This window comes from Ruegeria sp. N8 (genome assembly GCF_056531325.1).
In genome coordinates, this window is record NZ_JBQFLQ010000021.1 from 1 (window position 1) to 12,643 (window position 12,643).

The 12,643-nt window shown below is 51.3% G+C and carries 15 protein-coding genes; 10 read left to right on the top strand and 5 right to left on the bottom strand.

Features of this window, described 5'->3' with window-relative positions:
- Together ACR0C5_RS19400 and ACR0C5_RS19405 are read right to left on the bottom strand one after the other, a co-directional pair.
- On the bottom strand, positions 1–698 hold a 698-nt coding region (locus ACR0C5_RS19400; protein WP_480878561.1), incomplete at its 3' end, for a hypothetical protein.
- A 73-nt stretch (positions 699–771) separates the two neighbouring features.
- The gene (locus tag ACR0C5_RS19405) at positions 772–1,287 is read right to left on the bottom strand and encodes a DUF805 domain-containing protein (protein ID WP_480878562.1); all 516 of its coding nucleotides are present in this window, start codon (positions 1,285–1,287) and stop codon (positions 772–774) included.
- A 571-nt stretch (positions 1,288–1,858) separates the two neighbouring features.
- Between ACR0C5_RS19405 and ACR0C5_RS19410 the strand changes: the two genes are divergently transcribed.
- The 8 genes from ACR0C5_RS19410 to ACR0C5_RS19445 all read left to right on the top strand — a co-directional run bounded on the left by ACR0C5_RS19410 (position 1,859) and on the right by ACR0C5_RS19445 (position 7,215).
- Positions 1,859–2,158, top strand: coding sequence for a hypothetical protein (locus ACR0C5_RS19410; protein WP_170418729.1), 300 nt, complete (start codon positions 1,859–1,861; stop codon positions 2,156–2,158).
- A gap of 300 nt (positions 2,159–2,458) precedes the next feature.
- Positions 2,459–2,821 (top strand): hypothetical protein, encoded by a 363-nt coding sequence (locus tag ACR0C5_RS19415; protein ID WP_170470484.1) that lies wholly within the window; start codon positions 2,459–2,461, stop codon positions 2,819–2,821.
- A 55-nt stretch (positions 2,822–2,876) separates the two neighbouring features.
- Positions 2,877–3,491: a hypothetical protein gene (locus ACR0C5_RS19420; protein ID WP_480878565.1), complete on the top strand. Its 615-nt coding sequence runs from the start codon at positions 2,877–2,879 to the stop codon at positions 3,489–3,491.
- A gap of 52 nt (positions 3,492–3,543) precedes the next feature.
- Positions 3,544–3,849: a hypothetical protein gene (locus ACR0C5_RS19425; RefSeq protein WP_082643644.1), complete on the top strand. Its 306-nt coding sequence runs from the start codon at positions 3,544–3,546 to the stop codon at positions 3,847–3,849.
- A gap of 43 nt (positions 3,850–3,892) precedes the next feature.
- The gene (locus ACR0C5_RS19430; RefSeq protein WP_165590775.1) at positions 3,893–4,066 is read left to right on the top strand and encodes a hypothetical protein; all 174 of its coding nucleotides are present in this window, start codon (positions 3,893–3,895) and stop codon (positions 4,064–4,066) included.
- 120 nt (positions 4,067–4,186) lie between these two features.
- Positions 4,187–4,831 carry a protein-tyrosine phosphatase family protein gene (locus tag ACR0C5_RS19435; protein ID WP_480878568.1) on the top strand — a complete coding sequence of 215 codons (645 nt, stop codon included), beginning with the start codon at positions 4,187–4,189 and terminating at the stop codon, positions 4,829–4,831.
- Positions 4,832–4,850: 19 nt separating this feature from the next.
- The gene (locus tag ACR0C5_RS19440; RefSeq protein ID WP_480878570.1) at positions 4,851–6,284 is read left to right on the top strand and encodes a hypothetical protein; all 1,434 of its coding nucleotides are present in this window, start codon (positions 4,851–4,853) and stop codon (positions 6,282–6,284) included.
- The gene (locus tag ACR0C5_RS19445) at positions 6,274–7,215 is read left to right on the top strand and encodes a metallophosphoesterase family protein (RefSeq protein ID WP_480878572.1); all 942 of its coding nucleotides are present in this window, start codon (positions 6,274–6,276) and stop codon (positions 7,213–7,215) included. The genes ACR0C5_RS19440 and ACR0C5_RS19445 overlap by 11 nt, the downstream gene beginning before the upstream one ends.
- Here ACR0C5_RS19445 and ACR0C5_RS19450 read toward each other — a convergent pair whose 3' ends face one another.
- On the bottom strand, positions 7,216–7,974 hold the full coding sequence (locus tag ACR0C5_RS19450) for a hypothetical protein (RefSeq protein WP_480878574.1): 759 nt from the start codon (positions 7,972–7,974) through the stop codon (positions 7,216–7,218).
- Positions 7,975–8,143: 169 nt separating this feature from the next.
- Here ACR0C5_RS19450 and ACR0C5_RS19455 point away from each other — a divergent pair, with 169 nt between their 5' ends.
- The gene (locus ACR0C5_RS19455) at positions 8,144–9,073 is read left to right on the top strand and encodes an SdiA-regulated domain-containing protein (protein WP_480878576.1); all 930 of its coding nucleotides are present in this window, start codon (positions 8,144–8,146) and stop codon (positions 9,071–9,073) included.
- Between the two features lie 88 nt (positions 9,074–9,161).
- On the opposite strand, the gene ACR0C5_RS19460 is transcribed toward ACR0C5_RS19455, so the two are convergent.
- The gene (locus ACR0C5_RS19460) at positions 9,162–11,534 is read right to left on the bottom strand and encodes an autotransporter family protein (protein WP_480878578.1); all 2,373 of its coding nucleotides are present in this window, start codon (positions 11,532–11,534) and stop codon (positions 9,162–9,164) included.
- Between the two features lie 304 nt (positions 11,535–11,838).
- Between ACR0C5_RS19460 and ACR0C5_RS19465 the strand changes: the two genes are divergently transcribed.
- Positions 11,839–12,015 (top strand): hypothetical protein, encoded by a 177-nt coding sequence (locus ACR0C5_RS19465; RefSeq protein WP_480878580.1) that lies wholly within the window; start codon positions 11,839–11,841, stop codon positions 12,013–12,015.
- 232 nt (positions 12,016–12,247) lie between these two features.
- On the opposite strand, the gene ACR0C5_RS19470 is transcribed toward ACR0C5_RS19465, so the two are convergent.
- Complete coding sequence (locus ACR0C5_RS19470) at positions 12,248–12,445, bottom strand: DUF3955 domain-containing protein (protein ID WP_170428322.1); 198 nt, start codon at positions 12,443–12,445, stop codon at positions 12,248–12,250.
- Positions 12,446–12,643: the final 198 nt, after the last annotated feature.

Sequence of the window (12,643 nt, forward strand, 5' to 3'; positions counted from 1 at the left end):
TCGGACCTGTCTTCACCAAGAAGGGCGACGACAAATCCGGCCGGTGGCTCAGAGTTTCCGAAGTAGCTGTAGGCTGTCATGGCTCTGATCGTCTCGCCGTTAACCGTTACTCGCGCGTCCCACTCTCCGTCCGGGTTCTCCAAAATTACGGGTTCGATCACGCGTTTTATCGCTCCGCCACCACAATAGACAATGCCTTCGGGTGCTTCGTAGGAGGCCTCCTGGCTAACATTCGAGTTGCACGCAGAACGAAGGGATCGAATTGCCGCGCTGGAACCCTTCAAGTCAAAGATTCCATAGCTGACGTCTTGATCAATCATGGACAGATTAACCGATGCATTTGCTGCAAGCTGGTCCAGTACAAAATCATAATCCTGCTGACTGTTGAAACTGGCCTCGACGGGATAGTTGTCGACGATCTGCAAAGCAGCGTTTTCTGCGCCAACCTGAAAAGCCCCAACTTCGGTGGTGCCGCTCTTAAAAAACCGAATGGAAAGCCCTTGCTTCTGCACAATGTCCTGGCTGTCCTCGTATCCAGCCGGAGCAAAGCGGATACGGTCACACTGAAGTTCCAGCGTCATGTTTCCGGTTTGAATAAATGCATTGGGATTAGGCCCGGAACTGAACGACCACTCCGCCGATGCAGCGGTCGCCATTGCCATCATCAACGCTCCAATGGAAATCGTTTTGAAACTCATTTTCACTCTCCATGGTGTTGCGGTTCGGACTTTCACCCAGCAGGGTTCCCGGCTTGTTTCCCGGAAAACAAGGTCAGGAAACAGATTCGCCGTATTCGTTTGCGCCTTCTTGCGAAGGTCGTGTCAGCCACCAGATCATCAGGATGGACAGAACCAATTGAAGAATTGAGACAACGACAATACCGGTCACGCCCAGAACTGCCGCGGGTCCTCGCAATGCATCGGGGTTTTCGGTCCCTTGCTCCAATGCCGAGAAGAACGCCACGCCACCCAGCATAACAAAAAGCGTTGTAATGCTGAGCGCCATCGGCAGCAGCAAGTACCAGCCAGGTCGCCCTGTATCATGCAACCTCCGCCAACCGGCGGCTAGCATAGGGATGATAACAGCCAGTTGGAAAACAGAGGACAGAACCCGAGATCCTTGCCCTGTTTCTGGGTTGGTCCCGAATATGATCGTATCCACCACAGCTAAAGCAGCACTCACGAGAACCACAAACAAGAAGAACCACCAGTATTCTGAGCGCATAGCCCGACCGGAGAACTGGAAGTATTTCGAGAAACACGTTTTGACGGCTTCAACAAAACCCATTTTTCACTCCTTTATTGACTTTCTGTGCGCCGAAAAACGCTTCGCCGCTCAGAAGAACTCACGCGACCCTAAGGATGCGCCCACGAACCTTTTTGTTTGAAGGCAGAGGCCTATCGTACGAGAGCGTAAAGAAGTTTACGTGCGGAAAAAATGTTGATTTATTAAAAAATAGATTCAAACATGCGAATTCGACACAACTTTCATTTTACCTCCGTTGTTGTCGCTGTCGCCCGATTTGTCGGGCCCTTCCGACTGCTGGAGTGAGTGCTGGCGGTCGGAAGGCACTTTACAATGATTGAGTCTTGGGAGGACGCGATACTCAGACTAAACGTACTCGCCCTATTTCCAGAATTCGCTCGAGCTTTTGCCAGTGTCGTCATTCAGCTTTCACACGTTGTCGGCGGTCTCGGTAGTCAAAGTAAAATCGCTCTGCCCGCCAAGCTCCCCGCGACAAGTTGTTGGAAAGGGAAATCATAGGGTCGAAGTATGTTCCATAGCCTGCTCTGACGCGAGAACTTCAAACAAGCCCATCCAATTTCACTAATTTCAAGGGAACCAGAGGGAGAAGAAAATGTCTAACAAGATGGTGATGATTGCAGGCACGACATGTTTCGCACTGCTTGCGGCCTGCGACGATACGAGTACATCAAGCGCGTCCGCCGAGCTCACGCCGGCTCAGCAGGCGTGTTTGCGAGATGTAGCCAGCACAACGAACAATTCGCAAGTCGTGGTGCTCTCATCCGCGTTTAGCGAGGCAGGAACACAGGTCACTGTAGGCGTTGGCGAGGATCGTGCTCCTTGGAATTGCATTGCTTACAGTGATGGCACGACAGCTGGTATCGAGTTCCTTGGCGACGAAGGCGCATTGTGACCTGTCTGCTGCGTAGCTGAAAACGGCTGCGCAGCACTGGCTTGATCTGCTGAGGCTCGACTTGGTTTGTAGAATAACCACCATCGTATTCGCGGTCCTGTACCTGTTGGCGTTGGTTGCATTCTTGACGGGCACATTTGGCTGGTTGGGACAGGAACGAGACCCTTTGTCCGGAGTGTTCCTGCTGCCGTTGGGACTACCTTGGATACTTGTGGCGGACTTATTTTCGGATTCCGCCAAGCCGTGGTTCGCGGCGATTGCTCCGGCGCTCAACCTGTTAGCGCTGGTTTTGATTTGCAGATGGGCACGCAGATTGCGCCAGTAGTGGTGGCTGAACTCTTTCTCACCAAAAGGGAGGAAAACATGGGAAAAGTAATCTTGGGAATTGTGATCGGGCTCGTCCTCGGCGTGGTTGGGGCGATGACCTTGGGTGGCGGGGCCGCGGTGGGTGTCGGCGTTGCGACAGGCTTGTCCGCCGGTGTCTGCACCACATTGAAAGGAGCACAAGCTGAGAACCTTATCACCGCCGAGCAAGCGGATCAGATCCTCAACCGCGTAAATTCCGAAATGGCGTCACTGCAAGGAATTGAAACGACGGACGAAATCGTCGGCAGCGCGCAGGCATGCGATGAATTTCTGTCAAAGTTACGAGACGCGAAGTGAGGTTCCGCTTCGTACGGAACAAAACTCTAAGGATCAGCCAGCAAGGGACCATCTGATGAAATTCGCTGTACTCAAATTCCTCGCACCGATGTTCGCAATCGCAGGCACGGCTTCTTTTGCAATGTCTGAAGCAGACGATGCGTGTATCGATCATTTGCGACAGGTTGGAGGACCAGACGGTCAATCAGGTACGATTGAAAGCTCAGAGTTCTCAGAAGCGGGCACGCTCGTCATGCTACGAGACGCAGGCGGAACACTTTGGCGCTGCGTCGCGTACAAGGATGGTAGCATCGGCGAGATGTCGGTTGTCGAAGCGATGGATGATGGCGGTGGAGCCATGGCAGGCGCCGCCGGGTCTACTGGTAGCCAACGTGTCAAATTCGATGCTGGTTCCACCGGCGCCGAACTCGTTGGTGAACTCGCGCCCGGAGCGTCACAGCAATATGTTCTCGGGGCAAAGAACGAACAGTTTCTTTACGTCCGCGTTGCTCCGCGAAATGGCTCCTTAGACTACGTTATTCGTAACCCCGATGGTTCTGAACTGTTGGGATTAATGTCGGCGGACAAGGAGTATCGAGGGCAGCTTTGGCAATCTGGTGATCATGTTGTGGAGGTTATCAATCGCAGCAACTCTTCCGTCGGCTACAACGTAATTTTCGGAATTGAATAGGTGATCAATCAGAGACCCTGGAACGCAAGTCCAAAAAGCGAAGGAAAAACAGATGAAACCCAAGGTCCTATTGGTGATCGGCACAGCGTGTATTACTGCGCTTGCAGCATGCGACGACAGTGGTGGATCAGTGGATGCAAGTGCACCAACTGTGGGCAGCTCTAGCGATCTTTCGTCATTTGAAGGGGCAAAAGCGGGCCAAGCTGAAATGGGCATCCAGAGTCTCGGATTTGAACTCGTCCGCAGCGAAGGGCTGACCTCGTACTGGTTTAACAAGGATACTGTTGCTTGTGCTCGGATCACGACGTCTGAGGGAAGGTACTCAGATGTAACTATGCTGCCATCAGGTGACTGCTGACACATCTTTCATCAATCAAATATCTGCAATAGGGAGCTTTAGTTTGCATTTCGACTTGGCACATGCGGCGGTTACCATCGTCGCTCTAATTGTAACAAACCTGGCATTGAAATCGGCCGGCGTGATAAACGAAGAAAACAAACACCAATTGAACTGGAAAGTTTTTCTGGCCTACTTCGTGGTCGTCTTTATCATCAATCTGGTGTGGCCGATTTAAAGCTTCACGTCGGAAAGTCTATCGCGCACTTGATAAGGCTGCTGAGATTGAGCCGCTCCAATAGATTTCCAAGTGGGAAGAGTGTGAGCATAACAGGCTGAAAAATAGAAAGGAGCTGGCATGCGGTTTTTGACGTCCCTCATATTCATTGGTGTTCTCGCAACCGCTGCGAATTCTGACGTAACCAGTCGAAATGGCGGTCCAAGCAACAGTCAAATGCTCTCAAAAGGTAGCGACGGAGGCGTTGACGGCGTTGCTTTCTTTCGCCCAGTCTTAAGCGGAGTATTGTATCGCTCTGGTTTCAAAGGTGGCGATAAGGATCGAACGGGCCTGACTGAAGGTCAACGCGAAACTCTGTGCGGTGAAGGGTTTTCAACCGGGTTTTATGCCGACTTTGGCAAAAACACTGAATACGGTCGCACCAGTTGTGGAAACGGATCCTTTGACTATCAGAGCGCCAGATCCTCCCGTCCCAGTGCCGTCATGGCGTCCATACATGAGGTGATTGAAAACCCTAGAAAGGGTCCTGTTCTGGTGCACTGCATGTGGGGCGTTCATTCCTCGGGAGCATTGTCGGCAATGGCGCTCGTTCAGTTTTGCGGTTGGACGGAAGAAAGGGCCAAGGATTATTGGAATGAGGCCCGTAACGGTGCCCCATGTTCAGGCGGGTGTGACCAGTGGATTGACTCAAAGTTCTCCAAATTCAGTGTCGACCCCAATTTGACGATCTCTACCGAACAACAGGCAGCGATTTGCCCCAAATGATATCGGGAGGAGTATCCAAATGAGGTTCAATCTTCTGGGGTCACTGGCTTTCATTGCACCCACTGCCTTGTGGGCGAGCGACGATGTCCTCGGTGAAGCCACGACATTTGAGAGTCCCAACGGCGTTACGGAACGCTGCATTCGGATCGAAAAAGTTCCAACGGGCGCGTATCAAAAAAGCGATCTTGAGGAAGAGACAGCCTATTGCGAGATCGATTTCTATGCCTCCGAAATTGCTATTTGCCCGAAAACCTGGAGCACCAGCCCAGGAATGGCCGTCTACGATATTTCGGAAGGACCCTACACGGGGAACCGTTCTGAGTTCGAGAGAAACGCTTGCAAAGAGGGGAAGGCGGCGAAAGATCTGGCCAAGGACAGGGTGGCCAAATTCAAATCCACCATGAACCAAAAGGGCACCAGTGGAACCTTTTCCACCTCGTCGCTGCTTTACTATCATTTCTCCAGATATTTCGACACGACTGTAAAAATTCCAGTCGCCGTTTGGCGTAGCATGGACACCCAGGCGCATTTTTCCGAGGTCGCCGAGCCTGGCCTTGCGATTTCTGGTGGCTCTCATGGCGGACGCATGAACCATGAAGGCTGGCGGGTCTTCGCAGCTGCGGATGCTGACCCAGCCTCATACCAGCCAACCGACGATTTATTCACTTCGGATCGAACGCAAATATACGGTGTACTGCTCGATAGTCCTGGGCATAGATACGGCTCGGAAATCAACGGCACACGCAAATCTGGATGGGGGAAAGGTCAGAACCGCGATTTTCAGGAAACCCCCGCTTTCTTAGCTTTGCGTTCTTCGAAACCCATGCCAGAGGCCATTGCAGAGGGCGTTAAAGAAGGCCGTAAAGACCGGATGATCAACAAGGATCTCGGTCCCGATGTCAGTGACCAACAGATGACCTTTTGGATGCAAGAGCTTACCGAGATTGTTCTCCTTGATTTTATCTTTAGCCAGCAGGACCGCGTGGGAAACATAGACTTCACACCCTATTGGTATTGGGTCGAAGACGGAAAACTGAAGCATAAGAAAGCCAAGCACCATGAACCAAACGATGGAGACGTTCCCGCCGACGCGTTATTGATCCGTCGCAGCAATCTAAACGACAACGATGCTGGTGGGCGTGTCGAGTATGCCAACTTCGCGAAATCTACTCAAATGCTGGAGAAAATTCGCCACTTCTCTCCAAGCACATATCGACGCCTGGTTGCATTGAATAGTGACCTTCAAACCCAAGGCCCGATTCATGACTGGCTATCGCAAAGCTTTGGTTTGTCAGACAGTCAGATTGCACAAGTTGTCAAAAATACTGCGCTGGCAACGTCCATCCTCCAGAGCAATTGTTCAAATGGCGATTTGATGTTCGACTTGGATCCTGTCGCATTCTTTTTGAGAAACAACACCGAGGTAGAGACAGTGGATTGTAATGACCCGTAGGCTTTCTACGCTTTTTGCGGCGTTCATTTGGACCGCTCTAATCGCCTGCAAAGCGGCGGCATTGGACGTCATCGTCATATCGGACCTGAACGGCAGTTACGGTTCGGTAAAGTATGCGCCTCGGGTCGATACGGCGATTGAACGGATAATCGAGATTGATCCCGATTTGGTGATTTCGACGGGCGATATGGTCGCGGGACAGCGCATTCCCAACTTGTCAGACAAACAAGTCAGGGAGATGTGGAATGCCTTTCACGAGGCGGTATCAGATCCTTTAGAGGCCGCCGGAATTCCATTTGCGGTCACGCCTGGGAACCACGATGCCTCTGCTTACCGAGGGTTCGAGCGTGAAAGAAAAATATATGCAGAGCAATGGACACCGAGAAAGCCAGACGTCGATTTCCTGATTTCGGATGACTACCCGTTCTTCTACGCATTTGAGATGCAGGGTGTAACATTTGCGTCTTTGGATGCAACAACCCTAGGGCCGCTATCCGGCGACCAGCAGGACCGGCTAAAGGAACTGGGTTCAGATGGAGACCCGATTGTCACTTTCAGTCACCTCCCACTTTGGCCCTTCGCGATCCAGCGCGAACGCGAAATCATCGGTGACCCAACACTTGAAAAAATTTACCTAGAAAGCGGTGTCGTTCTGCATCTGTCAGGCCACCATCATGCCTTCTACCCAGGCTGGAAAGACGGTGTGGCTTATGTTTCCCAAGCTTGTTTGGGAGGTGGCCCGCGACGGCTTATTGGTGACAATGCCAAATCACCTCACAGCTTCACTCATGTTACGTTCCAACCAAACGGAGAGTTTGGGATAGCAGTATATCGAGGGCCTGATTTCGAAAGGTCAGCAAACTTCAAGTCGCTCCCGAAAGAGATCAGATCCCCGAATGCGGTGTTGAAACGCTTAGACCTTGTGAAATGATTAGAGGTTGAGTTTCAGCTCAACTTTTTCAGGGACCAGATCGTTTATCATCTCTTCGATCCGAGCTTCCGACAATCCACCCGAGGTAATGAAAAGCAAAGAAACGCGAGATTTTCCGGGTACGTGGTGTTTTCTGACCAACTTCCAGCCAGCGTCTGCGGCCATAGCTTCAATGTCCCCGCTGACTTTCAATGAGTGCTCTTCGTCAGAACCCTTTAGTAAGATTTCCACACCTTTGTTTCGGCCACCCAACCAAATGAAACACCAACATACAACCGCCACCAGTGTGGCCATCAAGGGTAAGCCCAGCCCTACCGCCAGCCCAAGCACGGTGACTATAATCATTTCCACCGTGTCGACCGGGTCATCCATATTTGATCGGAACCTTAACAGAGCTCCTATTCCAAAAATCACGAACCCGATCATCGATCCGTGCTGTATGACCAGAAATCCGACCGCCATGCCGACAAGCGCGTATAGGAAGAACAGTCGCGGCATGACGATATCGCTGACACTTCTGCGTGCTCTTCGCCTCACAGGGTGATAGACGATCAGTCCAGTCAGTATGACAGTTACGATGACGTCGAGAGTGAAGAAATACAGTTCCTGTTTGCCCCGAAACTGTATCCAACGTCTTTCGATAAGTATCTCCGACTCCGTAGTACCGGCCAACATGGTCGCGGGGTCGACTTGAGTTACCGCAGCGCCTGGCAACAGCACCATCAATAGCACGGCCATGAGTGGGAAAGCCTTGTTCAACGTAACTTCCTTCCTGCTTGCTCTGGCAGATTGCGTTCCGCCATCTTGTCCAATTCAATCGCAACAGGCGCGATCAGGTAAAGAGATTACCGTGCATTCTTCGGACATCGCATTCTGACTGTGATACGAACGCTGATACAGGGATGTGGTCCAAGCGCGAGAATATCCAATGTCAGAACACAAGCTGCTTCGGTCGAAGATTGGGTTTTCACGGCGCTTCCCCAAGCTTGGGATATTGGCTTCTTTTGCAAGCGCTACTGTTGCATTTCTGGCATGGATCGAGCTCGCCCATGCCGACAACCCCGGTTTGACACTTATCGACTCCTTCAAGGTTGCGGATAAATCGGAAGGCTTCTCAGAGCCTTCCGGATTGTCTCTGTCCAACGCCGAAGGCTTCTTGTGGTCAGTAAGCGACGCTGAACCTAAACTGCTCCTACTTGGAATCGATGGGGCATTAGGAAACTCTTTCAAGCTGCCTTCATTGGCGGGATCAGATCTGGAGGGCGTCGCATCACGAAAAGATGGGTCTGTTTTGGTACTTCAGGAAACTGATCGATCAATTCTAGTCGTTCACCCGACTGACCCCATTCAACTAACTACAATCCCTCTCACATCTCTCAAAGGCTACTCGGATGCCGCTGAATTGCTCGTCGGTAACCCTTTGAACAAGGGACCTGAGGGCATCGCCGTCGACCCGGAATCCGGGCGGGTCTTCATTGGCATTGAGGGACAACCAAGGTTGTTAATGGTCGTATCACCAGAGCTAGATGAAATTGTTGAGATGATTCCTTTAGCCCGCGATGCAGGTTTTATCTCCGAGCGTGTAGATGATGATGAACTGGATTTGAGCGGCCTGGCATGGTCCCCGTCTTTACGTTCTCTTTGGATTGTAAGTGACAAAGGCCGTCAAATCTTCGTCTACAATCCAGAGTCCAAGTCCATAAAGTCTATCAGTTTGACGTTCACAGAAGATGGAAAACAAAAAGAAGTTAAACATCCCGAAGGGATCGCCCTCGATGAGACCAGAGGGCTTCTCTATATCCTGACAGACGATGCCAAGAAATCGCGGCTTTATGTTTTTAATATCCCCAAATTTTGATCGCTAGAGAATGAAGTTCACACCGCCACGATAGCTTCCGCAAGTTGTTGCAGCTAGCTTACCACTCCTCTTCGTTGGCCCGCCCTAATCAGAACCGAACGCTTAAGTTTGCACCGAGGCCATGTTCTTGGCCGTTGGAGCGAACTGAATAGCCATATCCTGCCGTTAGTCTGGCCAGATCAGAGATCTGATACCCTAGCCCCAGACCAAGAACGAAGCCGTTTGCTCCTCGGTTTTGACCGACTTGCGTGAACGTGCCAAATATCGGGCTTGTTACAGTGATTTCGTGCTCATTGTCCTTGTTGGCAAAGAAGTCATATTCATACCGGGCAAAGGCGATTGGGGTTAGCAAACCATTCTCTGTCAAGAAATCCCGCTGGTAGTCAATTCCAATAGAAGCGACCAGCGATTCTGCGTTCGCTTTTTCAATCGAGTAATTGAAATCACCACCGCCAGTCTCTGTGCCTGAACCTTGTTGGATACGCCCGTAGTTCAATCCGAAAACCGTAGAAACCCTTGCACCGCTCTCCAGGTTAAACAACTTCCGTGCCTGGATACCGGCGTGGATTCCCTCTTGGTCCAAATCCGATTTAGCCTCGCCCCCCGTAAAGCCATCAACAGAAGGGTTGTTCCGCTTGGCATCAGTTTCACCGAACATGTAACCGATCAGTCCGGAGAACTCCCAAGTTCCGGTTGTTGTACGCCCATACACGCCCACATGATAGCTGTCGGTCGAAAAGTCCTGATCGACTTGATCGTGTTCATCCATGGAGGATGTCCCAAAACCTGCGTACACGCCGACCACACCTCTATCGGTGCTTGCGACATCCGCTCCGACCAAAATCGTGCCCAGCGAATAGTCGAATGTCCCAAGGCCATTGCTTCCATCAACGTCCCCGCTCACATAGGCCGTGTCGATCCACCAGCGCCGATCAGAGCAGTCAATTGCGCCACTCGGGCTCAGGGCCGTGTCGATTTCGCCTGCTGCAACGGGTTGATCCGCATTGCTGAAGCCAACCGCTTGATACTTGCGGCAGTCAGCGTGGCTCAGCACAGTGTTGGTTATCAGGTCTAATTGCTCCAGCCCAACGGTCAGGTTCGAGGAATAGGGTTCGGCGTGCACACGGTTAAACCCAGCCAGGCCTGAATTGGTAAGCGTGTTTACGGCATTGCCCAAGGTTGAGCCATTGGTCAGACCGGTTCCAGGTGACATGTTTGTGGTGTTGGCCACCGCGCCAGCGAGATTGCTGGCATTTGGCGAATTGGTAACTGCTGGGTTCTGGGGCAAGCTTGTGACCGGTTGAGCAGTGAATGCGATATCAATCTGACCATCAGTGGTCGGCGTGTTGGCTATCGTCAGATTGGACAACGCTGGAAGAGATCCTCCTGCAACGAGCGTGGGTGAGTTCCCATCAAAACTTGAGGCTTGAAATACCGTGTAGTTGTTGCCGGCTGCATAGTCCTGCGCTGTCAGGCCGGGCCGAGCAGCTTCGACTTGTATAGTTGCGCGGTCAATTCCCGTCACTGGCCCGCTGGATGACACCAAGTCAGCTTTTTGCCCGGCCGTCGGATCGACTTCAGTCAAGAGCCTTGATCCCGTTTCAAAGGCAATGCCGCCACTATTGTTGAGTGTGCCAATTGAAAAGCCCGGCGAAAGCACTCCTCCGTTCTTAACTGTGAAGTTGAACGCGTTCACAGTACCCGTTCCGGCCAGCGTGCCAAAATTCTCAAAGTTCACGGTGTTCAAACTGCTTGCCGCATCAAGTCGAACAGTCGTGCCTGCGGCTATCGCCATATCGCTGGTCGAAGAAATCGAACTATTCGTCAGCGTGAAATCAGAAGCCTCAGCAACCCGGGTCTGAATGTTATATGCCCCGAAGACTACTTCGGTGGCTCCCATAACGGTCAGGTTGTCATAGGTTAGCGGGCGGTCGGACTGGAAGTAAACTTCAGTGGGGTCGATATTCGCGCCGTTGAATGGCGCAAACGTCATGGATCGGCCGGAACCAATCGACGTTCCGATGAGGTTCACTCGAAGCTTCCCATTGATATTGTTTGCCAAGGCTTCTCGCGAAACAAAGTCTCCGCTACCTGCCGCGACATCAACATTCAGAAGCGTCAAAACTGAAGCATTACTTGGAACAGTGTTTTGGCCGGGAACATACAACTCAATTTCACCTGAGGACGTGATTGAGGAGTTTCCAATTGTAAGTCCTGTAATGGGTCCGTTTGGGATCGGGAGACACGTGCGTTCCGTGGTTGAGATTGTTTGATTGATGCGAGTGCTTTCAGATCCAGAAGAGTACTCAATTCGAGGAGAACCTAATTCTACGCAGGCCTGTGAGCTTTGGGCTTGTACTTTGGTTGGCGACATCAAATAAGCCAAGATTAAGAATGCGATATTCGCCAGAGTGATGCGCTGAGCAATTCGACTTTGTGGGAACGGCCTATTGTTTGTCACCAACTTTCTCCTCTCGCGGTACAAGCGAAGCTACCTCAACTTAGGACTTGAAAAACAAAGTTTATCATTTTGGATTTTTTGTTGTGGCATATGAGCAAGCTCACAACACGGGAAGGTCTGCGCAATGCAGACCTGCTCGTGCATTTACTGCGAGGCAAGACAAGCCGGGTTTTACATTCCGACCATACCCACCTTTGCGTAAAAGCAATCGCAAAAGGTCAAGCCTTGAAACGATTTTCCCTAGCTTGATGGGCGCTGAACAGCGCCATTGAGTATAGGCATGGATCATTGGATTTAGGAGTCGATGGCTAAGATCAATGCAGATGCTCACCGCTCCGCCGATACGCACCTTCTCAAGCTAGTAGGCCAAAACTTCTGGACCGAGATTGATCTGATCGAGGGCGCGTCCCTTATTCAGAAACTCGACGAAACCAATTTGAAGTTTGAGTTTCAGAGTTTGCCAATTTTCGACAAGATCTGAAAGCTGGTTGACTGACACCAAGAGAATGAAACAATAAACTGAGCAATGACACGGAGTACGAAGATACTGTTGGCGCTCACCGTATTGACGGTCGGGTTATGCATGTTCCTAGCGGGACGTGCGGTCGAACGTTACCAATATGAGGAGGCCTGCCTAGACTTGGGCGGAGGTCGCCATCCTGGAGATTACCCGATTTGCGTTTTGGAACAGCGTTCTAACTGACGGACACGTCTCAGTCACGCTGCGATTGGAACAAAGAAACTACGAGCACAACGACGCCAATTGCTGCGAGAATGAAAGTCAGCGGCAAAAAGAAGCTTTCTTGCAGAACGCCGTTTGGGTCGACAACGCCAAAAAACAGGTGCTCTGAAAGCCCACTTAGTGCTGCAAGGAAAAGGATGACGATACCAAAAAGGCGAAGTTTGGTCATGTCAGCTCTCCTAGGGAATGGACCAATAGTTAGCATCGTTTTTCATAGCCATCCCCTCAATAGGCTTCAGAGATAAACTTCTTGTTTACCTGGAATTCTTGGTTTTGCTGTCCGTCATCGAATGATTTGGAACACGAGCGTTTGATTGGCTTAGGAGGATCAGGCTCGCCGTAGTTTCAATCTACGCCGCGTTCTGAT

What these genes read in the sequence shown, in the direction of transcription:
- ACR0C5_RS19425 (WP_082643644.1), top strand. Translation starts at nt 3,544, where the DNA reads ATGAAACCCAAGGTCCTATTGGTGATCGGCACAGCGTGTATTACTGCG.
- ACR0C5_RS19405 (WP_480878562.1), bottom strand. Translation starts at nt 1,287, where the DNA reads ATGGGTTTTGTTGAAGCCGTCAAAACGTGTTTCTCGAAATACTTCCAG.
- ACR0C5_RS19410 (WP_170418729.1), top strand. Translation starts at nt 1,859, where the DNA reads ATGTCTAACAAGATGGTGATGATTGCAGGCACGACATGTTTCGCACTG.
- ACR0C5_RS19465 (WP_480878580.1), top strand. Translation starts at nt 11,839, where the DNA reads ATGGCTAAGATCAATGCAGATGCTCACCGCTCCGCCGATACGCACCTT.
- ACR0C5_RS19420 (WP_480878565.1), top strand. Translation starts at nt 2,877, where the DNA reads ATGAAATTCGCTGTACTCAAATTCCTCGCACCGATGTTCGCAATCGCA.
- ACR0C5_RS19470 (WP_170428322.1), bottom strand. Translation starts at nt 12,445, where the DNA reads ATGACCAAACTTCGCCTTTTTGGTATCGTCATCCTTTTCCTTGCAGCA.
- ACR0C5_RS19455 (WP_480878576.1), top strand. Translation starts at nt 8,144, where the DNA reads ATGTCAGAACACAAGCTGCTTCGGTCGAAGATTGGGTTTTCACGGCGC.
- ACR0C5_RS19415 (WP_170470484.1), top strand. Translation starts at nt 2,459, where the DNA reads ATGGGCACGCAGATTGCGCCAGTAGTGGTGGCTGAACTCTTTCTCACC.
- ACR0C5_RS19445 (WP_480878572.1), top strand. Translation starts at nt 6,274, where the DNA reads ATGACCCGTAGGCTTTCTACGCTTTTTGCGGCGTTCATTTGGACCGCT.
- ACR0C5_RS19440 (WP_480878570.1), top strand. Translation starts at nt 4,851, where the DNA reads ATGAGGTTCAATCTTCTGGGGTCACTGGCTTTCATTGCACCCACTGCC.
- ACR0C5_RS19435 (WP_480878568.1), top strand. Translation starts at nt 4,187, where the DNA reads ATGCGGTTTTTGACGTCCCTCATATTCATTGGTGTTCTCGCAACCGCT.